The sequence below is a fragment of the Nocardia mexicana NBRC 108244 genome (assembly GCF_001613165.1).
GTDB classification, from domain to species: domain Bacteria; phylum Actinomycetota; class Actinomycetes; order Mycobacteriales; family Mycobacteriaceae; genus Nocardia; species Nocardia mexicana.
The window spans coordinates 4,297-31,007 of the sequence record NZ_BDBV01000119.1 but is presented as its reverse complement, the minus strand read 5'-3'; the positions used below and the strand labels follow the sequence as shown (position 1 = coordinate 31,007).

Annotated in this window: 1 protein-coding gene (running past one end of the window); it reads right to left on the bottom strand. The window is 71.2% G+C overall.

Translation table 11 applies throughout. The features are described from left to right. Nucleotides 1-26,711 carry the 5' portion of a WXG100-like domain-containing protein gene (locus tag NM1_RS36495; RefSeq protein ID WP_068031152.1) on the bottom strand. 3,385 nt of this gene lie to the left of the window's left edge, so the window shows 26,711 of its 30,096 coding nt (coding positions 1-26,711); the start codon lies at nucleotides 26,709-26,711; the stop codon falls past the left edge of the window.

The window sequence follows — 26,711 nt, the reverse complement described above, 5'->3', positions numbered from 1 at the left end:
TGCTGTTCATCCTGCTCGCCGCCGCGCGGGCGTTGTTCGCCCCGCTCATCGTCGCGCGCGCCGGTCGCGTTGTCGTCGTCACCCGTTCGCCGCCCCGACTCCTGTTGCGGCGCAGACGATTCACCCTCACCGCCCCTCGCCCCCGCAGGGCGACCCGACGACCGGGACTCGTGCGGCGCGGGCGTTTCGAGCTCCGGCGCGCCCGGATCGAGCAGCGCGGTCCGCTCGTCGCCCCGGGCGGTGCGTTCCAGCGCCTGCTCTAGGGCCTCGAGATGCTCATCGGCCTCCGTGTATTCGCGTACCGCATGCTCGAGCGTGTCGACGCGTGCGCGCCCGTCCGCATCCGGCTGCCGGCCACGCAGGGACTCGAACCAGTGCTCGCCACCCACCTCGCACCCGAGCAGCGCCTCCAGCGCATCGATGTGCAGCGGATCGGCCGCGGCCTCCAGCGCCGCCGAGGCCTCCCGCCAACGCTGTTGCGCCGCAGGCAATTCGAGCTGGTACCGATCCCGCGGCAGGAACGCGGCCAGTTCGTGCTGCCCGTTGTACAGCGCCGACCGCCGCAGATCCCGTTCGACGCGAGCGAGGTGGGCGTCGGCCTCCGCGCATTCGACGAGCGCGCGGGCGAGCGCGTCGACCCGCTCCCGGCCCGCGGCATCGGGCTGTCGTCCCCGCAGGTCCTCCAGCCATTGATCGCGATCCGAGGACCGGTGCGCGGCCAGCGCGTCGTCCGGGGCGAAGTTCAGCTCCCGGGCGAGCCCGGCCAGCACATCCGCGGCCCGATCCGCGCATTCCTGTGCCCGCGGCAGCGCGAGGAGGTCCGCGAGGTAGGAGTTGTACTCCAGGTCCCGGCGCCAGCCGGTGAACGGCGGCCGGGCGGCGTCCCAGTGGTAGCCCGCGGCGATGGCGTGCGCGTTGGCGTCGTACCAGGTCTTACCCGACCGCCGGTTCGCCGGATCGCGCTCGTACTCCGATTCGGTCAGGGCGTCGTGCAGCAGCACGAGATCCTGCTGCTGCGGATGGCGCAGCCGCTCGATCACCTTGTCCGGCAACGGTTCTACGGTCAGCAACCGCTGGAAGGCCTCCGCCACATCGGCCACCTGGCTCATCCGCCGCCACACGAACCGCCCGGCCGAGTCCGCGTGGTCGCGAACCAGGTGCTTGTCGAACATCAGGTGGTCGATGATCTGCTGGACCTGCTCGCGGGTGAACGTCGGAGGTCGCAGTTCGTCGGCGCCGGTCATGTAGTCGTCGCGCAGCGCGGGCGCCGCCGGGTCGTCGACCAGGGCCTGCGCGACCCGGTTGATGTCCTCGTCGGTGATGCGGCCGTTCTCCTGCAGCTCCAGCAATCGCAACCGGATGCCGTAAACCGCGTCGCGGCAGGCCTTGCGATCGGTGGTGGCGAAGGCCTTGGCCACCGTGCGCAGATCCTTGTCGGAGGCGCGGTGGATGTATTTCCCGATGTAGCGCTCCAGCCGCTGCGCCGCATCGGGACGGGTGAGTTCCAGGGGGACCTCATCGATCAGGTCCGCCTTGACCCGGCGCACCACCTCGCGCGCGGCCCGCACCTGCTCGTTGCACCGGTGCTGCGCGAGACCCTCGAGAATCTGGTCGGCCAGCCGCGGCTCGGCGCGGAACTGCTCGTACTGCCGGTCCGTCCAGGACAGCAGCCGCCACTGGTCGGCGACCTCGTCCCCGTCGGCGAAATCGTTGCGCACGTGGGGAAGCAGATCCGACACGATCGCCTCGAGGTCCGCGTCCGCGATCCGTCCGCCGTCCTGCAGATGCAGCAGGCGCTGCTGCACATCGGTGACGATCCGGCACATCTCGCCGTGGTCGTCGGTGCGGAAGGCATCGGCCAGCTGCCGCGCGGCCGCCTCGATGAATCCGTCGACCCGTTCGACCTGCGCGGGCAGATCGTCACGGGTCGGGTCGATCCGCGACAGGCCGTCCACCAACTCCCGGCGGATGCGGTCCACGACCTGCTCGGCACACCGCACCCGCTGGTCGTCGCGGAACCGATCCAGTCCCTCGACGGTCCGATCGATGACGCGCCGGGTCGCCTCGGGCAGTTCGGCGCGCTGCGGATCCAGCGAATGCTCGGCGGGGTCGCGGCGCGGGAACATCGGCTGCTTCTCGAACTGGGACTTCAGATGCCATTCGACCGCGGACCACACCGTCGAGAACGGCGGGATCTTCTTCAGCCACGGCCGGGCCTCGAGGTAGTCGCCGATCTCCGGGTGCCGCTGGATCCACGCCTCGACCCGCGGATCCTGCAGCGTGCTGAGCAGGATGCGGATGGCGCGCTGGGTCGAGTTGATCTCGCTGCCGATATCCAGGCTGTAGATCGCCTCCTCCGGGATGTTGCCCGTGAAGAAGTAGCCCTCGGCGCTCATGGCGTTGAACGGCAGCAGATCCTTCGCGATCATGCCCGGCGGGATGTCCGCGAACGGCAGCGCCAGCGTGTTGATGTAGTGGACGAGACCGCCCCACCAGTCCGGGTTACCCGGGTCGTAGATGTCGGGCGTGTTCTCGTCCCGGTTGGTGCGCCAGAAGGGGCGGGTGGGGTCGACATAGCGCCAGTCGCCCGGTTCGCCCCATCGAATGATCCTGGTCCCGAGTTCGCCGCGGATCCACCCGCTGTCGTGTACCTCGACCTTCGGGCTGTTGCGCAGCGGTACGCAGCGCACCGCGCCCGGGCCACCGATCATCTGCCGGTACTCGATCACCGGCTCCTGCGTCATGGCATGTGCGACAGCGCGATTCGTGTGGATCGCGTCGGTCAGCGTCGCGGTGAAATCGGCCCACGGATGATCGAAGTCGGCGCGCGGGCCGAGCACGATGATCTTGGGCCCGTCTGCGAGCGCGCACAGGTCGGTGGCCATCCGGGCGCCCTCCGCCTCGAGGACCTCCCGCCAGGTTCCGGCGGCCCGGCCGGTCTCGTCGGCCAGGCGGGCCATGGCGTTGTCGACCCGGATCACATCGTGCGCGGCCGTCCGCAATTCCTTGATCCAGCGCTTGTTCTGCGCGCGAATCTCCTCGTCCTGCCGGTTGACGAGCTTCTGGCACCGCATCAGCTCCCGGTTCAGGTCCTCCGGAGTCGGCCCGAGTTTGCGGCGGTCGACGGGTACGCCGTGCGCGTTCAACCGCTCGCACAGATCCACCATCATCGACCGGCGGGCCTTGTTGTAGGTGTCCCGGAACAGCTCGCCGCGTTCGGCTTCCAGCCGCGTGATCTCGCGGGTCGCCTCCGGCGACAGCGGCCGGCCACCGCCCACACCGGCCCGCTCGAGCTCCGCCAGTCGCGCCTCGATATCGCGCACCGCCTTGTCGACGCGGTTGAACTCCTCCACGGCCTCGACCAGTTTGCGGATCGCCCGGCGCCGCAGTGCGATCTCGGCCGGGGGAATCTGCACGTGCACGACCCGCTCGGGGGTGTCGAGGGTGCCCGGGATCCGGACGGTCCGGGCCTGCGTGGTCTCGAACAGTTCGAGGATCCTGCGCTCCAGCGCCTCGCCGGTCAGGCCCGCCGCGTCCCGCAGCTCGGCACGCTCATCCCGCTTGGCGCGCAGGAACTCTCGCTCGCGCATCAGTTCGTGCCACCGTTCGACCAGCCGGTCGTGCTCGGCCTGTGGCGATTCGTCCCGACGCACCGCGACGATCTCGCCCTCGACCCAGGCGAGGTAGTCCTCGGCGCCGTCGAGGCGGTTGCACACCTGGATGAGTTCGACGACGTTCTCCAGCTCGTCGTGGTCCTGTACGCCGTGGCGCTCGCGCACCTCGCGCAGCGTGTCGCCGAGCCGGTCCGGCCGCAGTGCCGCCCAGCCGTCGTCCGCGGACACGTCGAGCAGCCCGGCCAGCGTGTTGCGTCGCCGCAGCAGGATCTCCCGCTCCCGGATCGCCTCCTGCCGCCGCTGATTCAGCTCCTCGAGCCGCACGCGTGCTTCGGCATTGTCCGCATCGGAGCGGGCGGCACTCTCGGGCGACTGCTCGGGCGCACGCAGGTCGTAGACGGTGGCGCGGCCCTCGCCGTCCACCCGGACCTGGCAGTATTCGACCTCGGATCCGTACTCCGCCAAAGTATTTCGCAGCGCCGGGTCGGCCGCCAGCAGGCCCTCGGGGTCCGGCGCGACCAGCAGCACGCGGGGCGGGTCGCCGGGCAGGCGGCACACCAGGTCGTGACCCGGCAGCGGCGCGCCCTGCGCATCGGCGAGGAGGTCGAGGGCTACCTCCCGAGCCGCCGCGTCGCGCAGCCGCGCCTCCTCCAGCAGCGCACCGCTGTGCTCCCACAGCTTGTCGGCCACGGCCCGGACGTGCTCGTCGTCATCGGCCGCACGGCCGCGGGCGAGCAGGTCGTCCTGGGCTCTGCGCACCACGCGATCCAGTTCGAAGGCGCTGGGGGCGTCCTCGGGGCGCACGCCCAGCGACCGCGCCAGGTCGGTGGCCTCCGCGAGCAGCCGATCGCACACCGCCCCCTGTTCGGCCACCCGGGCGAGGGCGGCGTTGAACTCCGCGACCCGGATGGTCGGCGTGTACGGGTGGTCGTCCACGATCTCCAGCCGCAACGGCGGGCCGTCGTCGGGCGAATCATCCTCGGGACCAGGCGATTTCGGCGGTGTCGGCGGCTTGCCCCCGCGGTCGCCGTCGCCACCCGATGCGGGTTGGTCGTCGCGGCCACCCTGCGCAACCGATTCGGATTCGACTGCGCCGGAGTCGGATTCATCGGATTCGGGAGGATGCTTGACGCCGCCGCCCGAACTCGGCGAGTCCGGCTCCGGTGCCGGGTCGAGCCGCGGCGGTTCATCCGGCGGATCCTCCCGGCGCACCGTGACCCGGCCCTCCTCGTCGACGCTGATCCGCAGCACGACGATCCGATCGCGGTCGGGACCGGCGAGCTCGGCGATCATCGGGTCCAGCGCGATGGCCCGGTCGAGCGCTTCGCGCGGGTCACCCGATTCCCCCCACACCGCGACGGCCACGCGGCGCGGCGCACCCTCGATGAGTCCGACCCGGGGCTCGCCGACCAGCACGTGCGCCCCGGCCTCGACCAGCGCATCGTGTTCGATCGAGCTCGCCAGCCGCTCACCCGCTCCGGTCAGGGCGGCTGCGGCCTCGTCCGACGCCTGTTCCGCGCGCCGGTATTCGGCTGCGGCGCTTTCCAATTCGTCGAATGCCAGCAGTCGTTCCCGGGCGTGCGGGCCGACGACCATCGTCTGGTTGCGGAGCCTGCCGAGCAGGTCGGCCAGTCGCGCCGGATCCGTCACCACATCCCAGGTCGGCGCCTCCTGCCCCGCGCGCTCGCCGCGCCGCCGCGCCTCCCGCTCGACCTCTTCCACGCGGTCCATCGCGGCCCGCAGGCGCTGCTCGGCCTCGTTGTGCGCCCAGGCCGCCTCCAGCAGCTGCGTCCGCTCGTCCTGCACCAGGGACCGCCGGTGCTCGGCGAGCAGGTCGGCCAGCTCGTGCAGGTTCTCGGCGCGCTCGCGGACCTCGGCGCGCAGTTCGGCGTGCACCTGGGCCAGCTGTTCCGCGGAGGGGCGCTCGTGCTCCTCGATCACCCCGTCGCGGAAGGCGTCGTACACTTCGACGTACTTCTCCACCAGCTGCTGAAGTTCCTCGCGCAGTGCGAGATCCACCGCCTCGCGCTGCTCCGGGGTGAGGTCGCGATGCTCCTCGCTGTCGCCCGCGCGGAACCTGTCGTACGCCTCGACCTTCGCGGCCAGGTCGCCGATGTCCAGGCCCATGATCCGCGCCCAGTCGCGGTTCACCCCGTCCTTCGTGGGCGGACCGGACGAACCGTCCAGCCTGCCGACGAACTCGACGAGATCGCCGACCACCTCGCGCAGGTGCGCGATGGCGGAATCGTCGCGGATCGGGTGTTCGGCCCGCACCGAGAGGCCCGAGTCCTCCGGCCGGGTCCGAAGCTCGGGTTCGGAGTCCAGGATCGCCCGGGCGAATTCGGTCAGGCGGTCGACCAGCACCTGCGGCGGCCCGTCGCCGCGCATCAGCTTGTTCAGGGCGCGCTTGAGCTTGCGCGTACCGATGCTGCGCGGATCCGGATGCCGCCGGTATTCACTGTCGTAGCGGCGGCCGTAGAGATCCTTCGGCTGCAGGCCCAGCGGCTCCGCCAGCCGCCCGCGCGCGACGACCACCGCCCCGCGATCTCCCTGCCGCAGCTCGTAGAAGCAGTCGGTCAGCTTGTCGAGCAACACATTTCGTTCCTGCTTGCTCAGCGCCGGATCGGTGAGCAGCCTCGCGATCCGTTCGGGCGTCAGCTCCCGGGTCGCGGCCAGCTCGGCGAATGCCGTGCGCAGGTCCGTGAACGCGGTCTCGCTGCGCATCGGCGACCCGCCGCCCACCAGCCGCGGGTCCGCCGCCAGGTCGCCCCGCCACACCTTGTCGGTGGGATCCAGCCGGAGCAGTGCGTCCGCGAATTCCCGCAGGCAGGCGCTCAGCCGCTCGGTCTGCGGCACCGGCACGCCGTCGACCTCCGCCGAGCGGTACACCAGATCGGCGATGGCCCGCGCCAATTTCTTCGGGTCGATCCCGTCGGGATCCCGCACGATCTTGCCCTGGTCCTCGTCGTATTTGAGCGGACTCATCGCGTTCTCGTCGTGCTCGCGCCCGAGTAGCCTGCGGGCCAGTCGATCCCGGGCGGCGTCGACGGCGTCGGCGTCCACCTTGCGCGCCTGCGTCGCGAAGTCGGTCAGCGCCTTGACCGCCCGGTTGCGCTCGGTCGGGCTCAGCTCCGGATCGCTCAGCGCTCGCGCCAGACGCTCCGGGTTCAGTTCGCCCGCAGGGATATCCAGGCGCCGGGCCAGTGCGCCACGAGCCAGCCCGATGTCGTTGAACTCCTCGATGGCGCTCGCGCTGCGCACGTAGTCGACCAGGGCCTCGATCTGCACCGCCCGCACCGCGTTCTGCCGCCGCTCGCTCTCGACCGAACCGGGCTCGCGCATCAGCGTCTCCGGGTCCAGGCCGAGCCGCTCGGCCAGCGCCCGCACCTCCCGCTCGACCTCGGTGCGCGGGCGCGGCTCGGATTCGGAACGGGCGGCGGGGGCCGGATCCGGCTCGGGCGCACCAGGATCCGCAGCGCGCGGCGGCACCGGCCGCCAGGGGCCGTCGCCCTCGCGCACCAGCAATGTCTGCAGCGGACGACCGTCGAGTTCGCCCTCGAAGAAGCGCGCCTGCGGGGTGTCCACCGTGCCGATCCGCACCGCGCCGTCGGGTTCCACCCACCCGATCCGGTAGTCGGGCACGAGATCTCCGCAGTTGAGCGCGGCAATCCGGTCGGGGTGCCCCGTCAGCGCCCCGGCCAGCACCTGGTCGTGGTTCAGTTCCGCATCGATGATGACCAGACGGCTCGGATCCCCGTCGACGAGCCACACCCCGGGCTCGAGTTGCCGGGCGCCCTGCCCGTGCTGCAGCCATTCGGTGGCGGCCAGGTCGATCAGCGCCGTCCCCGTCTCGCGGTAGCGGTCGTCGGCGGTGCGGTACTCCTGCGCCAGCGCCCGCATCCGTTCCAGCGCCTGTTTGCGCGCCTCGGTGCCCTCGCGCAGCGCCTGCACCGTCTCCACCAGCCGCACCGGATCCCGGGAGACGTCGTCGGGGAACAGGTCCTCCCAGGTGGCGAGCTGATCGCGAATCTGCTCGCGCCGCAACGCCTTTTCGAACAGCAGCCGCAGACCGCCCTGTTTCGGCCTGCCGTCCTCGTCGAACAGCTCGAACCAGCGCGGTGGCGGCGTGGCGGTCTTGTTGTTGACCCCGAGCCATTTGAGCAGGAACGGGTCACCGTTGTCGGCACGCACCAGTTCCTGCAGCAGCCGGCCCAGCGGATCGTCGGCGTGCGAATTGATTTCGCGGCTGTAGGGGATGAACGCGTCCTCGGCGTTGTACCACCGCAGCGCGTCGAGCAGCCCCTCGGTGGCCGCGCCCCGGCGGCAGATCTGATATTCGAGGTGGTCGACCGCGCGCCGCACCGATTCGTGGGTCAGGTCCGGCAGGTCCAGGCCGTAGCCGCGCGCGAGTTCGACGATGGCCTCGGCGGCCGCGGTCCGCTGCTGCTCCAGCTCATCGATATCGCTCAGCCACTCCCGCAGCGCGTCGCCTTCCTCGGTGCCGGGGCGGTAGTGCTCACCCGCCTCCGGACGCGCGAAATGCTCTGGCGGCGTGGGTCCTTCCGGCTGGGGCGGTGCGGGCGGTTCCTCGTCGGCGCCGCGGCGGCCCCACCGCTCGGCCTGGTCGTAGCTCAGATCGACCTGCCGGACCAGCCTGGGGTCGGCCTGCTCGTGCCAGGGCTCGTACACGGTGCCGTCCGGCCGCCGGGCGGGCGGCAGTTCGCTCTCGTGGTGGCGTCCGAGGAAGAAGTCGCCGAGCCGCTCGCGGTTCTTGAAGAAGGTCAGCACCTCGACCGTGAGACCGATCGGCAGCTTCTTCATCACCTCGGAGGCGCCGTGCAGCCCGCCGAGGTAGTCGCCGACGTCGTACCCGTGGCCCGAATGCTGGGCGGGCGGGTGCGCGGTGGACGGCGCCGGCGACGAGGACTCCGGCTGCTGCACCGCCGATGCCGAACCCGACGGTGCCGCAGGGGTTTCCAGGACACGCGGCGAGCGGACGAACTCCCACAGGCGGCGCAGCAGCGACTTCTTCGCCTCGGCCGGATCCGCGTCCGGTTCCGGGGATTCGGCCGGGTGCGTCCGCTCGGCCGGGACCACGCACCAGCCGCCGTCGCCGTCGGGCTCCGCCCGCAGCAGCACCCGATCCGAGCCGATCTCCAGGACCAGCTCGTGCGATCCCTCCGGCGGCTGCTGCCGCGGTGCGGTCAGGACGGCAAGGTCGGCGAGATCGACGGCCTCCCTGAGGGTTTCGGTACGCAGTTCGGCGAGCGTGCGCGCGGCGGCCTCCGTGGTGGCGAGGTGTTCCGGATCGATGCCGAGTGCCCGCGCCCAGCCGTTGCGGGTGGCCTCGATCTGAGCGCGCTGCTCGGGAGTCGTGGCCGCCTCGAGTCGGGCGATGTGTTCGGCCAGGGCCTCGATGGCACCGGCACGCAACGCGTTCCGGTAGCGCCGCTGCTGCAGGATGCTGTCGCGCTCGGCGCCGGTCAGATCCTCCTCACGCAGGCCGAACCGGTTCAGCAACTCCTCGCGCAGCTCGGCCTCGGACAGCAGGCGGGGCTCGCCCGGCTCCGCGGTATCGGGCCGGGGCGCGGATCCCGGACGCGACGCGCCACCGGATTCGGGCGGCCGTGCCGAGCCTCCGGCCTGGTCGGGGGCTGCGGGCAGTTCGGCACGCCCGGGCCCGGAACCCACCTGCGGCAACAGGTTCGGGTCGGCCTCGAGCCGCCAGTACTGCTCGCCCGCGTACGTCCCGTCCTCGTTCAGCCTGCCGTACTGCTCGTCGAGGTTCACCCGGGCCATATCGTCCGGATAGCGCATCGCCCGCGGCCGTTCGCCGGGGGTGTCACCGAGGAAGCCACGCGCCCTGGCGATTTCGGCGAGCTCCTGCAGGGCGATCAGCGGGTCGGGGTGGCCGGTGAGCGCCTCCTCCAGCCGCAGCGCGCGAATCAGGTCGCGCGCGTACTCGCGGTCGGCGTCGGTGCGTGATTCCGGCGGTGCGTCGTCGCGGTGCTCGGCGGCCAGGGCTTCCAGGAACTTGCGCACCGGGTCGAGCGGGCGGCGGTCGTGCGCGGCCGAATCCTCGCTGCCGCCACCGCGTTCCGGTACGGGCAGCGCGGCGGACTCGTCGTTGTCGCGCACCCCCTCGGAATGGTCGCGCAGCCATTCGGTGAGTTCGCCGTTCTGCCGCGCCGACCACTCCGCCTGCTCGGCCAGCTGCTGCTTGACCCAGTTGCCGGGATCCGCATCGGCCTCGGCCCGTGCCGCGACCGCGCGCTCCCGCGCCTCCTGCGCCGCGTGCTCGACCCGGGCCAGCTGGTCGCGCGCGACTTGGCGACCGACGCTTTCCGCATCGCGGGCACCGGCCGGGCCGGGGGTCCGGGGCCGCTCCGCGCCCGCTTCCGGCGTGACCGGCGGCCGGTCGGTCGTGCGCTGCAGCCAGTCCGCCAGGTCGGTGTGCTGCCGCGCCGACCACTCCGCCTGCTCGGCCAGCTGCCGCTTCAGCCAGCTGCCGGGATCCGCGTCGGCCGCCCGGCGGGCCTGCTCGGCGCGCGCCCGCGCCTCCTGCGCTGCCCTGTCTGCGGGGGTATCGCCCTCGCGAGCCTGGCCGACCGTCTCCCGCCGCGAAGTGGCCAGTTCGGCCAGGGCCTCCTGCGCCAAGCGGCGGCGGGTGGTCTCGGCGACCCGGTCGACGGGCTGCCCGGTGCCGTCGAACAGGATCGCCTCGGTGCTCCGCACGCCCCGCGCCAGCCGGGACAGGTCGCCGTGCTCGCCACCGGCGGCGACATCACGGACGACGACCCGGCCGTCGCCCTCGTGCACGAGCAGATAGGCGTGGCCGCCGACACCGTGGCGATCGGATCTGCCCGCGTACATGTCGACCACGAGTGCGGCCGCCCCGGGCCCCAGCGTCCGCAGCTCGGCCGCGATCGCCTCGTGGTCGGCGAACTCGCGCAGCCACCCGCCCGCGTCGGCGATCAGCTCGCCGCGCGTCATGCCCTCCGGCCCGATAATCCGGTCGGGCAGGCGGATACCCGACTCGGCACCGAACATCTCCAGCAGCTCCCGCAGCGTCAACTCGCCGCAGCGGCCGCGGTTCAGCTCCTCGAGCAGGGCCCGGGCGTCTCGGGACGGCAGCGCATCGTCCGAGTCCCGAAGTGCCACAGCACGTTCGGCCTCTCGGCGGGCCTCCCAGTCCGGATCGGGAGCCCGGAGCTTCGCCGAACGACCGTCCTGGGGGCGCGATCCGTCGCCCGGATCCGGGCGTGGCGGACGGGCCACGTCGTCGTCCCCATCGCGCGCGTGCGCGGCGTCCCAAGCCCGACGGTAGAACTCGGTATGCGAGACATCGTGTGGCGCATGATCTTTCACCTGCTCCCGCAGGGCGTCCAGGGCGGCGTCGCTGGCGATGCGATCCAGCACCGGCGCGAGTTCCGCGGGAATCGGGCGCTCGGCGAGCCCGGCGTTGCGCCGAGCCTCCGCCCGCGCCTCGTAGAAGGTCTCGGTGTACTCGCGGGTGCCGACCGGTTCCGGTACGTCGTGCCCCGCGGCCCGCAGCTGCAGCGCCGCAACGATTTCCATCGCGTGCGCGCGCGTCTCCTCGTCCAGCATGCGGTCGACGTAGGCGTCGCGTTCCAGCAGCATCAGATCCCGGGCGGCACCGCGGACGTCGCGGCCCCGCGCGGTCTCGACGTGGATGGCGTGGTGCACCAGCGCAGCCATGTGTTCGGTATCGGACATCCCGACATCGAGCACCAGCCGGTTCCGATACGGCTGGTAGCCCTGCGCCCCCGGATCCGCGGTGTGGGCGATCTCCACGCCGCGCAGCACGCCGGTGGCCCATTCGCCCACCGGGGTCCGCGCCAGCGCCTCGTCGATGCCGCGCAGCCGCTGCGCCGACGCCGAACCCGCCATATCCACCGGGAAGGTGCCCTGCGGCCGGGCGGCCGGATCCCCCAGGTCCGCAACGACATCCAGGTGGATGCGCCCGATCCCGTCCACCTCGACGCTGACGTACTCCACGTGTTCCGGGCCGAGATAGTCGATCTCGTCGGCGATCTCTTCTCGCTGCTGCAGTTCGTGGTGATCGCCGCGGGCGGCCGGAATCACCAGCCGCTCCGGCGGTCCCGGCAACCACACCGCGCCGTCGTCGAGCAGCTCCGCGTCGGGATCTTCCCGCAGCCTCGACTCGAGGACCTCGCGGACCGCAATGGAGTTCACCGCGTCGTTGGCGAAATACAGTCGCGCCCGGCGGTTCTCGAAATCGACCCGCTGATCGACCAATTCGCGCAGCTCGTGCTGGATGCGGCGGAGCTCGGCGCGGCGCTCGGGCGACGTCGCCGGATCTGTCAGTTCGGCGTCGCATTCGGCGACCCGCTGCGCCGCCTCCTGCCGCAGCGCCAGATGATCCTGTGCGGAGTCCAGGTCGTGCCGTTCCGCGCGGCCGTCGATCTCCTGCGCGAGGGCCTGCAACTTCAGACTGTCTGCGTGGCGGTGCAGCGCCTCGATTCGCAGCCGCTCGGCGACCTCGGGATTTTGCGGGCGATAGGGCACCCCGTAGCCCGTCTCCGGATCCGGGCGAAGCGCCGGCTCGCCGTCGGCGTCGGCCTGCGGGTGCGCCTCGTCCCAGATCTCGGCCGCGATCTGCAGGTAGGTCTTGCCCTCCAGGTCCGGGTAGTACTCGACGATGTTTCGGACAGCGCGCTCCGCCTCGGATTCGGCCTCGGCCCGCACCTGTTCCGGGCTCAGCTCCGGATCCTCGCTCAGATAGTCGAGGGCGCGCTCGTACCGGTCGCTGTAGGCCACCTCCACGTCGGCGGGCACCGTCCGCGCGTCGTACCCGAGCGCCTTCAGCTCACGCGCCAGCTTCGCCTCGCGGACAAAGCATTCGACTTCCTCGTCGATCATGGCGTCGACGAACTCGTGGCTCTCCATGGACTCGATGCGGTCGTCCACCAGTGCCGTGCGGCCCTCGAGGAAGTACTCCGCGTGGACGACCTCGTGTGCCAGGGCCAGCGCCTGCGCCAGATGGTCACGACCCGCGGTGTACACCGTGGCGGTCAGATCGCCCGCGGTGAACGCACCGTGCAACCCTTCCTCGGTCGCCGACTCCAGCCGTTCGCGGATCAGCCCGTTGTCGAGTGTGCGCAGTAGTTTTCGGCCGGTTTCGGTCTGCGACAACAGGTCTCGCAGCTGGGCGGGCACCGGATCCCAGGAGCGCCCGATGCGCGGAGCCGGACCCTGGTCTCCGGGCTCGCCGGTGCGATCCCGGCGCGGTTCCGGCGGCTGGGAACCGTCGCCGATATCCGATGGCCCACGCTGCCCCGGATCGCCGCCGGGGACTTGCGCGTCGGCGGCGTCCCACGCCCTGCCGTAGATATCGCGGCCCGCCTCGCTGTGTGATGTCGCGAGGTCGCCGTGCTCGTGCAAGGGAAGGCGGGCTGCCTCCGGGCGCTGCCTCACGCTCGCGTCCGGTGTCGACGGCAACTCGCGCAGGATATCGATCAGACCCGGCAGCCGCTCGGACCACGGTGCCGTGGCCCGCGAAGGCCGTTGCGCACCTTCACCTTCCGGAATCTCACGCACCGGAGCCGGCTCGGCGGCGTGGGCCTCCAGTCGCGCCAAGCGATCCATCAGGACGTCGTGCCAGTCGATCCGGCCGCGTGCCGCGAACTCCGGCCGCAGCGCCTGCAGCCGGTCTCGCACCGACTCCAGCTGCGACCGGGGCAGATCGTGATCGATGAACTCGACCCGGCCGTTCCTCTTCACCCGCACGAACTGCTCGGCGAAGTCGCTGACCGTCTCTCGGGTGAGGGTGTCGGATTCGAATGCGCGCGGGCCGAAGCCGCCGATGATCCGGCCGTCCCTCGGATCGAACACCCAGCGTCCCGTCCCGTCGGCCGGCATCCCGACGAGCACGTCGTGCAGACCCAGACCGCGCGCCGTCCATTCGTCCTCGAGCAACTCCTCCCGGGTCGCGGGTGCCAGCCGCTCCAGGTACAGCAGATTCCCGTCCGCGTGCACCGCGGAGATGTCACGGCCGAACACCCGCCCCACCAGCGACGCCAGGACGGCGGCGTCGGCGGACCGGGCGTCGCGCATCGCCACCGCGATCAGCCCGGTGCCGTCGTGGTGGGTGAGCAGCTCCGCACGATCGGCGGACGGCAGGTCGAAACCGAGGTTCTCCGCCGAGCGCACGCCGGAACGCCGTGCGAGCAGCACCGTCTCGTCGAAGGTCCGGACGGCGTGCGCGCGGTCCCACGCCGCGCCGTACGTCTCGGCGTAGGTCGTGCCGTGCAACGGCTGCCGCTCGATCTCCGGGCGCAGCGCCGCGAGACCGGCATCGACCCCGATCCGATCGCCTTCGTGCCCGGGAAGTCCCATGCGCCGCGCCCCCTCGGCCGCGAACTCGAAGGCGTCGGCGAATGCCCGCTCCCCCGGTAGTTCCGGGATGTCGAAGCCGCCGCGGCGCAGCTGCTCGACCGCGATGATCTCCATCGCGTGCGCGCGGGTCTCCTCGTCGACCATCCGGCCGATGTAGTCCTCGCGGTCCAGCGCCAGCCGCTCCGGCGCACCACCGGGAGTCTCCCGCTGTGCGGCGATCTCCGCGTGAATCGCGTGATGCGCGAGAGCGGCGGCGTGTTCGTCGTCGGTCAGACCCGCGTCCAGCACGAGCCGCTGTCGCGCCGGCTGATATCCCTGGGTGCGGGGATCCGAGGTGTGCACGATCGTGACGCCGCGCTCGGCCAGCACGCGGAAGGCCCACTCGCCCACGGGAATCGGCTCCAGGCGCGACCGGACCCGGGTCAGCACCTGCTCGGTCGCGGTCGTGGCCAGGTGCCGCGGCTCGATCTCGCCCGGCACGCGCGGTAGCGGGCTGCTCGATTCCGACACCGGCCGCACCTCGACGTTGCCGCGCGGATCGGCGCGGACATCGAGCAGTTCGACTCGATCGGCGCCTAGCCGGGCCACCTCCGGCGCGAGCCGCGAATGCGACAGCACCGCCGGATGCTCGCCCGGCATCGCCGGAACCACCAGGCGCTCCGGCGGTCCCGGGACCAGTACCGCGCGGTCGCCGACGAGCACGGCGCCGGGATGGTCCCGCAGCAATGCCGCCCGCACGTCGGCGACCGCGATGTCGTGCACCGCGATCCGGGCGGCGTCGATACGGGCCTCGGTGTTGTGCTGCCCGTCCACCGCATCCCACAACTCGCGCAGGCCGTACCGGTCGCGCCGCAGATTCGCGGACTCGCCGGGGGTCACGGACGGGTCGGACAGCCGGGCGTCGAGGTCGGCGATCCGCTCGGCGATCCGGGGCCGCGGATCCGGCGCCAGCAGCCCGTGCTCGATACCGTGCGCCTCGGACAGCCGGCGCACCTCCCGCTGCAGCGCCCAGTCCGCCCCGCCGGCCTCGCCCCAGCGCAGCGCCGCATCGCGCAGTCGCTGTTCGACATCCGTAGTGGTCGGCCTGTGCGTGTCGATGCGCCCCCGGTCCACACCGCTCGGATTCTCCGCGTCCCAGTTTCGAGCGTAATCGTCGTGGTAGCTGCTCCCGTCGGCCCACCGGCTGTGCTCGATGGCGGCGCGGGCGGCGACGCGTGCCGCCGAATCCGCGCGGAATCCCATCTCCTCCAGCGTCGACAGGGGGTCGGTGCGCAGTCGCGCCGCGAACTCGGGATCGGTACGCAGCCGCTGGATTTCGTCGTCGTGGCGCTCGGTGTACGCGGTCTCGTATTCGGTCTTCGGCACGTCGCCACCGAACAGCGCGCGCAGTTCCCGGGCGAAGAGCATCTCCCGGTGGAAGCACGCGGCCTCCTCGTCGACCATGACCCGGACGTACTCCTGTCTGGTCATGATCCGGGGGTCACCGGTGCGTCCCGCCACGAAGCGTTCGGCATGTACCAGCTCGTGCACCAATGTCACGGCCTGCTGCACGTGGTCGTTGCCCGCGGTGAATACGAACGCGGTGTGCACGCCGGGGTTGAACTCGCCCGAATCGGCCGACCGCTTCAGGCTTTCCGGCGCGAACTCCTCCCGGATCGGCATCCGGTCCGACAGCTCGAGCAACTCGCGCCCGGTCGGCGTCTGTCGCACCAGCTCGCGCACCTGGTCCGGTGCGGCGTCGAGCGCGCGGCCGACACCCACCCACTCCGATGTGCCGAGGCTCCCGGCGGCCTCCCGCACCAGCCGATCTCGCGTCGCATCGTCCACCCGGTCGACCGGAGATCCGCCCCGATCGAACAGCACCGCCTCGACGGCGGAATCCGATGGCAGGCGGCTCAGGTCCGCGTGCTCCGCACCGGTGGCCAAGTCCCGCACCACGATCCGGCCGCCATCGTTCACCAGCAGGTAGGCGTGCCCGCCCACCCCGTACCGGTCCGTCGCACCGCGATACCCGTCGACCACGAGCGCGGCCGACCCACTGCGCAACTGCCGCAGTCGATCCGCGATCTGCTCGTGACCCGTGAACTCGCGCAACTGCCCGCCCGTGGCCGCCACCAGCTCACCGCGCGACATCCCCTCGAACCCGATCAGCCGCTGCGGCAGCCGGATACCCGACCGATCGCCGAACATCCGCAGCAGCTCGCGCAGCGACAACTCGCCGCAGCGGCCACGGTTGGCCTCGCTCAGCGGCACCAGCTCGGACGAGCCGCGACCATCGTCCCGCGCCGGGCCGTACGTCTCCCGGAACGATTCGCCGGGCGGCCCGTATGTCTCCGCCTGCGGGCGCAGGGCCAATTTCGGCGAACCGGGCGAACGCGAGTCTCCCGCACCGGGATTCGAGTCGTGCGGCGCAGTATCCGGGCGCGCGCCGTCCGGGACGTTCGCCTCCTCCCATGCCCGGCCGTAGATCTCCCGGTAGGTCTCACCGTGCGGTGCATACCGTTCCAGCTCCGGGCCGAACGCGTCGATCCCCGCCCGGAATCCGATGTCCTCTAATTCGGCGAGGTCGGTGACGCCGCGCTCCCGGGCGCGGTCGATCGCCGCGTCGTACGCATTGAGGAAGCTCCGCTCCCCCACCAGCGGCGGCAGGTCGAATCCGGCCTCGGCGCGCAGCTTTTCGGCGGCGAAGATCTCCCAGGCGTGCGCCCATGCCTCCTCGCCCACCATCATCTCGACGTAGTCGGGCCGCGGCTGTGTCATGCGCTCGTGCACGGCACCCGGTGTCGCCCGGTATTCGGACATCTCGATGTGGATGGCGTGATGTACCAGCGCGGCCGCGATCTCGCCGTCGGACAGGCCCGCCTCCAGCACCAGCCGCCGCAGCGAGGGCTGGTAACCGTGGTCGCCGTCGAGGGTGTGCAACACGATCACGCCGCGCTCGTCGAACATCCGGTACACCCAGGCGCCGATGTCCAACGGCTCCAGTCGTTCCCGGATCGCCGCCATCCGCTGCTCGTCGGCCGACCTGGCGAAGTGGTGCGGTTCCACCAGCGTGTGCGGGGCCGCGGGTTCGTCCGGTGCCGGGACCGTCTGGGTATCGATCCGTGCGTTCGAGCCGACCTCGACATTGACGTACTCGACCCGGTCGGGGCCGATCCGCCGCACGATCTCGGCGACGCGCGGATCGGCCAGCACCTCCGCGTGCCCGCCCGGTTTCGCCGGAACGATCAGCCGGTCCGGTCGGCCGGGCACCAGCACGGCGAGGTCCGCGATCGTGCGGGCGTGCGGGAATTGCCCCGCGCGGGCGGCGAGTACGTCGGCGACAGCCCGCCGGTGCGCCACATCCTTGCGCTCGTCGATCTCGGCGTGGATGTTCTCCCGGATGTCGGCCAGGTCACCCATGTCGTACAGCCGCCGCTGCACGCGCCGCAACTCCGCCCGGCGGTCCGCGTCGGCGGCCGGATCGGACAGCTTGTCCCGCACCGCATCCAGCTCCCGCTCGACCTGCCGCAGCAGATCCGGATGATCGACGTCGGTATCGAGGCGCCCGGTGTCGGCATGATCGTTGTGCTGGTCGACGAGCGCGTCGAGTCGATCCGAGATCTCCCAGGCCCGTTTGACCTCCAGCTGCCAGTGCAGCACGTCGAGGTGCACGGCGCGGGCGACCTCGGGGTCCGCGGGCTCGTGCCCCGGATCCGGTTTCGACAGCACACCACTGGGATTGGCCTCGTCCCAGAACTTCCCGTAGGTGTCGCGGTAGGTGCCGTCGGCCCACTGGTAGTGCTCGAGGTGCTCACGCGCGGCCGCCAGCGCCAGCTCGTCCGCCCGGGCCCGGGCCTCGCTCGGCGACAGCGACGGGTCGGCGTCGAGCCGGATCAGCTCGATGCCGAACCGCTCGTTGTACTTCGCCTCCAGCGCGTTCGCCTCCACCAGGTACCGGCCCTCGTAGCCCTCGAGGGCCCGAAGTTCCTGGGCGAGACGCATTTCCCGCTGGAAGCACGCGAATTCCTCGTCGATGCCGGCGCGGATGTAGTCCTCGCGCGGCATGGTCGCGGGGTCCGGGGAACGACCGTCTACGAAGTGGGCGGCGTGAATCAACTCGTGCACCAGAGTCAGCGCCTGCCGCACATGATTGTGGCCGGAAGTGAATACGACCGCGGCATGCTCGTCGGGGCGGAACTGGCCCTCGAGGTATTCGCCGTGGCTGGCGGGTTCGAACAGTTCCCGTACCGGCATCAGATCCGACAGCTCGAGTATCTCGCGACCGGTTCTGGTCTGCCGCAACAACTCCCGCACCTGCTCCGGCGCCGAATCCAGTGAACGCCCGACGCCCACCCGGTCCGGACTCCCGAGATCACGCAGCGCCTGCTGAGCCAGCTGCTCGCGTGTCACCGGATCCACCCGGTCTACCGGAGAACCGTTGCGGTCGAACAGGATCGCCTCGGTACTGCCCGCATGCGCGAGTACGGACAGGTCGTTGCGGTCGAAACCGTTGGCCAGGTCGCGCACGACGATCCGGTCGCCGCGGTTCACCAGCAGGTAGGCGTGGCCGCCGACACCGTAGCGGTCGGTTCCGCGGCCGTACATGTCCACGACGAGCGCGGCCGAGCCGATCCCCAACCCCCGCAGCCGATCCGCGATCTGCCCGTGATCGGCGAACCGCCGCAGGTACCCGCCCGCGTCGGCGACCAGTTCCTCGCGCGACATGCCCTCGAATCCGACCGGCCGTCGCGGCATGCGGATACCCGACCGTTCGCCGAACATCCGCAGCAGCTCGCCCAGCGACCATTCACCACAGCGCCCCCGGTGCGCCTCGGCCGGTGGCGCCTGCTCCCGCAACCCAGGGCCGTCGGAGGGCGCGTGATCGCCGGGCGCCATCGTCGAATCGGGCCGCGCGAACTGCGATCCATCGGCGACCGGTCCCGCCACGGCATCGCGGCCCACCGCCTCCGGCAATCCACGTGCCGTGTCCCACAGTGGGTCTCGATGACCGTCGGCCGCGATCCGGCTCTGCTCTCCCCCGAACACGCCGCGCAACTTGTCGAGGAAACGCCTGCCACCGCGGCCGGGTGTCTGCGCCTGCGCGGCGTGCGGCTCTACGGCCGGGTATCGCCCCGCTCCCGGGCTATCCGGCGCAGCTCCGCGTCGGCCCATGCCTGCCAGATCCGGATCTGATCCTCGGTGGCCTGCCGCCGACCATTCGCCTCCCGCTCCGCGCGGCGTGAGTCCATGCGCCGCACCGCCTCCCGGCTCTCGGAAGAATCCAGCGCGCTCCGCAGCTCGGGCCCGAGCATCTCCCGCGCGATCTGCTCCATGTCCTCCGGACTGATGGACATCGGGGGTCCTCCCTAGATCGGTGAGGTGGAATATGTACTTGCCGTTCTCGAAGGCCACCGACTCGACCCGGAATCGGGTGCCGGGCGGGAAGACGACCTCGTCCTGTTGGCTGCTGGCCCACGAAATGTCTTTGCCGCTATGGGATTCGATGATGAACTCGATATTCGCGTCGCCCATCGACGCTTCTCGGTCCGCCGACGCGAAACCGCGATCGACCACGATGTGACCGGCCCGGTATTCCTCGAGGAAGTTCCGCAGCGCGGCCGGGTCGTTGATGCGCAGTGAGCGATACACGACACCGTGGTGATCGGGCAGCTTGTTGTAGATCGAGATCAGCGCGCGAATCTCGGTGTCGTAGCGTTCGAGAGCCTCGGCGTCGCCACCCCGGGTGGCCTCGTTGACCTGCTCGTTGAGCGCATAGCCCTGGTTGCGCTGGATGAGGTCGATATCGGCGCCGGCGAGCCGGGCGATCTCGGGATAGTCGCCGGTATGCCGCATGCGCAGATCGGCGATGACGTCGCCGAACAGATTCGCCCTGCGCGCCTGCGCGATCGCATGCTCGGCGGCGGGATCACGAAACCCGGGATCGCCGTAATACGGCTTGTCCTGCACCGGTAGCCGGGCCGGTTCGCGGCGGTCGCCCCCCACGTCCAGCGAATCACCGTGCGGATCAGGCGGTCCGGGTTCGGCCCGCGGCGGCGACGGCGGATGCGGCGATGGTCCTCCGTCACCGTCCGGGCGGTTCGCGGGACCCGCCGCGCCGGGATCCTCGGGCAGCCGCCGCAGCCGGAGCACCGCACCGTCGCCCTGGGGTACGTTCCCGCGCAACGACTTCGGGGGCTGCCCGTCGCGACCGGCGGCGGCCGGATCGTCCGGCCGGGCATGCGCCTCGATCTGCGCGAGCCGATCCATGATCTGCTCGTGCCAGCGTTCGCGCCCGTATGTCTCGAACACCGCCCGCAGCCGCTGGGCACGGCCCCGGACCCACTCGACCTCCGAGCGGGTCAGGTCGTGATCGATGAATTCGACACGGCCGTCGGGTTGTACGCGCAGGAACCGCTCCGCGAACCGGGTGACCGTTTCGCGGGTCAGGACGTGCGACTCGAAAGCGCCGTGATGGTTGCTCCAGCCGAGCCGGCCCCCGGGCTCGATCACCATGCGGTGTTCGGGCCGACCGGACAGACCGGTCAGGGCATCGTGCAGGCCGAGCCCGACGGAGCCGAACTTCTCGCGGGCCAGCTGGATCGGCAGCTCGGAACTCGGCTTCGCCAGGTACACCACCTTGCCGACCGCGGCAACCTCCGGCAGCGGAACACCGAACGCGCGGGCCAGCTCCGACGACAGCACCTCGGCATGCGCGGCGCGCGCATTGAGCAGCGTCTTGCGGATGTACTCCGCGCCGTTGTTGTAGGTGACCAGCTCCACCTTGCGGACGCCGGTGACCGTGGTGTCGGTGCCGATGACCCGCACCGACTTCTCACCGGTTCGCAGCGCGACCTGTACCTGTTCGGCGAACGGCTGCACGCCGTGCGCGGCGTCCCACGCCTCGCCGTAGACATCCCGATACCGCACGCCGTCCGGCGCGTGCGCGTCGATCTCCGGCCGCAGCGCCGCCAGCCCGGCCTCGTTGGACATCCGGTCCAGCACCGGCACCAGCCGCGGCGGGATCGGCTGCCCCCGCAGGCCCATGTTCTCGATCAGCTCCGCGCGCGTCCGGTAGTACGCCTCGGTGTAGGGCCGAAGTCCCACCGGCTCCGCGATATCGTGCCCGGCGGCCCGAAGTTGCAGTGCCGCATGGATTTCCATCGCATGCGCCCGCGTCTCCTCGCCGATCATCCGGTTGATGTAGGACTCGCGCCGCAACGTCTGCAGGTCGCGCAGCGCCTCGATGGTCGTCCGCTGCTGCGCGGTCTCCGCGTGAATCGCGTGGTGCACCAGGTCGGCCATGTGCTGTGCGTCGGACCGCCCGGCGTCGAGCACCAGTCGATTGCTCGACGGTTTGAAACCCGCCTCGGCGGGATCGGCGGTATGCACGATCTCCACATCGCGCAGCATCCGCAACGCCCACTCGCCGACGGAAGTATCGCCCAGTTCGGACCGGACGAAATCGACGCGCCGCCGGGTCGCCGCGTCGACCAGGTGGAGCGGATTCACCTCCGGGGGCCGGGGCGGTTCGGCAAGGCCCGCGGGTTCCCACACGTGCAGCTCACCGGTGTCCCGCACCTTCACTGCGCGGTACTCGACCTGGGCGTCGCGCTGCGCCTCGACCACCCGCGGCTCGGCCAGGATGCCGTGATGGTCTCCCGGGGCCGCCACGATCACCAGACGCTTCGGCGATCCGGGCAGCAGCACCGCGCCGTCGGAAATGCGTTGCGCGCCAGGGTTGTCCCGCAGCATCCGGTCGATGACATCGGTGACGATCGCATCGTGCATCGCCTGCGTGCGGTCCCACTCGATCCTGGCGTCGAGCAGGTCGCGCCGATCCGCAAGATCGGCGAGTTCGCGCAGCCGGTGTTGTTCCCGGCGCAGGTCGGGCGCGCGTTCCGGAGGCGCGGAGGTCAGTTCCCCGTCCAGCGTCGCGATCCGGCGGGTCACCGCGTCCCGAATCTCCGGCGTGGCGCCCATCGGGACGCCCAGATCCTTCGCCAGTCGCGACATCGTGCGGGCCAGGTCGCGAGACTGCACCGTGTCATTACTCCGGTGCAGCTCCGCCTCCCGAAACCGTTGGGCGCCTTCGGTAGTCGGTACGTAGTCGCGTGGGTGCGGGGGCGGTGCGGGGGCAGCCTGCGGCTGCGGGTTCTTGGCGGCGTGGTCGGCGGCGCTGTCCCATGCCTCGCCGTAGAACGTCTCGTAGCTGCGACCGCTCTTCCACGGGAAGGTCGCGGTCCGCTGCTCGGCGGCCCTTACTGCCGTTTCATGGGCCCGCTCGTGAATCTCGTCGCGGGTGCGCCCGGAACCTGCCTGATCGTCGACCGCCTGCTTGTACGCCGCGTCGTAGGCCAACTCGGTCGCCGAGTGCGGAAGCTCGAACCCGCGATCACGCAGCTCTCTCGACAGTTCGGCCTCTCGGAGAAAACATTCCGTCTCCTCGGCAACCATCGCACGGATGTATTGCTCGCGGCCCATCGACAGCGGCCGGTGGTGGACCGAGCGTCCTTCGACGAAGAATTCGGCGTGCACCAGCTCGTGCAGCAACGCCACAGCCTGATTCGGGTGATCGTGCCCCGACGTATAAACCGTTGCGGCATGGTCGTGTGCGATCCATTCGCCCGCGGCGGTCCCGCCTCGGCTGATGAGGGCGAAGCGCTCGTGGACCGGCAGCGCTTCGAGTCTCGCGAGGGCCGCGCTGCCGACGTCGGTCTCTCGCAACAGTGCCAGCACCCGATCGGGCGCCAGATCCAGCGACTGCCCGATCCGCCCGGCCGCCTGCGGGTCGAATTCCTGCTGCGCCAGGTAGCGCCTCGTCGCGGCGTCCACCGGCTCGGTCGCGCGGCCGCGTCCGTCGAACATGATCGCCCGAGGTCTACCGTCGGTTTCCGGCGGAACGCGCACGGCACCTGGTTCCGTGGGAGCGGTGACGTCCCGGACTACGATGCGGCCGCCCTCGTTCACCATCAGGTAGGCGTGCGCGCCGATCCCGGTCTTCTTGTCCGCCGTGGCGTAGGTGTCGACCACCAGTGCCGACGATTTGTCACCCAGTTCCCGCAACTGGTTGGCGATATCCGTGTGATCGGAGTACGTGGTCAGCTTGCCGCCCGCCGCCGCGACGAGTTCGGCCTCGCTCATGCCCCGCTCGTCGATCACCCGGCCCGGCATCCGGATGTCGGTGTCCTGGCCCGGCAGCCGGATCAGCTCACCGTTCTCGTCGATCACCATCCGTCCCGGCGGCACGGAATCGTCTGCGCCGCTGTACATCCGGATCAGTTCGCCCAATGCCCCGACGCCGCATCGGCCACCGGCGTCGTCGCCGAGCGGGCGGAACACCTCGGGCACCGGCTCTCCGAGGGATTCCAGCAGCTCCCGGCCGCGCTCGGTGGCCGCGAGGAACTCCCGCGCCCGCGCGCTCTGCTCCGAATCGCCCAGGGCTTCGAGGATTTCGCGACCCAGCTGGGTCTGCGACAGCACCGCCCGCGTCCGCTCCGAGTTCAGGTCGAACCGGAGCCCGCCCTCGCGGGCCGCGGCCGCCGATTCGGCGCCGTCCCGCATCATCCAGTCACGGGCGCGGTTGCTGATCGGGTCGACCGCGCGGCCGTTGTGGTCGAAGACGATGGCCTGGCTGCGGGCCAGTTCCCGGGTCAACCGCGGCGGGAAGCCGTGCTCGGCGCCGCGGGCCAGGTCATGGACGACGATCCGGTCGCCCTCGCGCACCAGCAGATACGCGTGGGCGCCCACCCCGTGCTTATCGGTCGGGCCTCGATAGGTGTCGACCACCAGCGCCGTGGCGCCGTCCTTCATCGATCGCAGCAGGCTCGCGATCTCGGCGTGCCCGCCCGCGAAATTGCGCAGCTTGCCGCCTGCGGCCGCGACGAGTTCGCGGGTGCTCATCCCCTCGGCGCCGACCTCGCGGTCGGGCAGGCGGAAGGGGCGGCCCGGGAACCGGTCCATCAGCGCGCGTATCGACAGGGGGCCGCAGCGTCCCCGGTTGTCGTCGCCGCGCGGGGCGGATCTCTCGCTGTCAGGTAGGGCGCGCGGCCGGGCGGCCCCGTCGCCCGCGTCCGCGGCCGAGGGTCTCGTATGGGCGGGCGGATCCGGGTGGACGACGGGGGGCAGCAGCACCGCATCCGGATCGCGCGGACGGTTTGCCGAATCATCATCGACACGAACAGGTTTCGGTTCTTCTGTCTCGTCCCGCCGGGCGGACTCGTCGCGAGACGGTGGGTCTTCGCCGTATGGCCGCCGCGGCCTGTCGGCGTCCTCCGACTCCCGGCCGCGCTGTGCCCGATTCTGTTCCGACGCATCGGATTCCGGACGATCGACGGATTCGTCCCGGTGCGGTGCGCGCTGCTGCTCCCCCGACTTGTCCTGGGCGCCTGTACGATCCGGCTCTCCCTCGGGCCGCTGCTCGCCGTCCGAAGCGCGGGCGGGCCGCGCCTGCGGCTCCTCCGCGACCCCCGCGCCACGGGCCGGACGCGCCTGCGACTCCTCCGCATCCCCCGCGCCACGAACCGGACGCACCTCCGGCTCCGCATCCCCCGCACCACGAACCGGACGCACCTCCGACTCCGCATCCCCCGCACCACGGACTGGGCGCGCCTGCGACTCCTCCGCGACCCCCGCGCTTCGGTCGGGACGGTCCTGCGCCCGGTCGGGCACTCCCGCGCTGCGGTCCGGGGCCTCGGCCGGGTCCCGAATCACGTCGTGTTCCCCGCGAACCGGGGAACTCTCGTCCCCGCCTGGACGCGCGTGCATCGGTTCGCCCGCCGGATCGACCGCGCGGCTCGAGGCCCGCGGCGCCTGTTCGCCACTCGATTCCGCCCGCATCCGCGATGCCGAATCGGGCTGTGCCCGAGTGGCATTCGGATCCGCCACACCGGCGCGCGAGGACATCGGGGCCCGGTCCGCGGGTCGCGCGTCGGCCGCACCGGCCTGCGGGCGAGGTTGGTCGGCGCCGGGGCGCACATCGCCCGCACGCGAGGACGCCTCGCCGCCGGGCCGACTCGCATCGCTGCTGCCGGGGGCATCCGATCGTATCGGCGAGGAGCCGCCGGAATCCGGTCGTGCCGTGGCCATTCCGGAATCCGCCCGAGCCGGCGTCACACCGGGGTCCGACCGCACCGGAGTCGCGCCGTGATCCGCGACCGGGCCGTGCGCGGGGGCACTCCGGTCGGCCCCGGTCGCGCCCCCGGTATCGGACCCGGCATGCGAATGACCGGAATCCGATGCGGCACTGTCGCTTCCCGCATGGGACCTGCCGGAATCCGACGAGCCGCCCTCCGCACCGGCGTGCGGCCGACTCGAATCCGACGGCCCACCATCGCCACCGGCATGCGCTCGAGCCGAATCCGACGGCCCACCGGCGTGCGATCGGCCACCGTCGGCCGATGCCTGGTCGACACCGGCGGCAGCCGGTCTGGTAGAGCCGTGTTCGCTTGCGCCGGAGGGGCTTTCCGACCGAGGCGAACCGCTCTCACCGGATGCCGACCGCGGTGGGCCGCCGTCACCCTCGCTCGGCGGGGTCTCCGTCCGCACCGACGAGCCGTCGGATCCCGAGGGACGCGCCGAGGCACCGGAACCGTCCGGGGAGCCGGGCAGGCCCGCCCTGGGCGATGCGCCATCGGAACCACCCAGCCCGGTGGGCCCGTGTGCACCGGCGGCGCCGTAGTCCGCACCCTCGCCGCCCACCCGAGGCGCGTTGGAGTAGACGCCCGCGTCCTGCCCCATGCCCCAGTGCTCCGACATCCCGTAGTGCCGGGTGATCGAGCCCTTGAACATGCCGGAGATCGAGCCACTGGCGACGCCGCCCGTCAGCATGCGCGGGTCGAAGTTCTTCACGCCCTGCTCGAGGTTGTTCCAGGCCTTACCCCAGTCGCCACCGCTGCGGTACATGTCGATACCGAACTGCGTGCCCAGCCCGGCGACCCACCCGGCGCCGCCGCCCATCAGCCCGCCGGCCTTCGCGGCGATGACGTCCTTGAAGAACGGGTTCATCGCGGTGTTCGCGAGCCTGCCGCCGATGGCTTCGCCGAATTTCCCGCCCGCGGCGCCGCCGATTCCGGACGACACCGTGGTCACCAGGAACCGATCCATATCGAATCCGTGCTTGCGATGCCCCTGGGCAATCTGAATGGCCTGGATCACGGCGTCCTGGCCCGCCCCGATGAGGGTATTGATCAGCACGTGCCGCATCACGAACCGGAGCACCACGTTCGAGATCCTGGTGGCCACCCATTCCGAAATCCGCACGCGCACACGGGAAATGAACATGCGAATGGCCAGGCGGGTACCGGCGATCGCCGCCGCCTCCGCAGCCGGGGCGGTCGGCGGGAACAGCCAGCACGCGGCGATCTCGATCGCCAGCAGACCCAGCGACGAAATCACCATCCACTGACCGGATTCGATCTCGTCACCCGTGCTGTCGGCGCCGTCGGCGATATTGGCGAAGTCGTGTGCCAGCCTGGCTACGGACCCGTTCTCCGGATCGTCGAGCGCCTTGCCGTTTCCGTCGCGCAGCGAATCGAATGCCGCGGTGATCTGGTCCCGGGCCTTACCTTCCGGGTACGCGTCGAGGGCGGCCTTCTTGGCCGCGTCGATATCCTTCTCGATCTCCTCGAGTTCCTTTGCCGCATTACGCCAGAGCTGTGCGAGCGCGCGCATCTTGTCCGGATCGCCATTGGGCCATTCCGACCCAGCGACCCAGCCGAGGGCGCTCATCAACTCCAT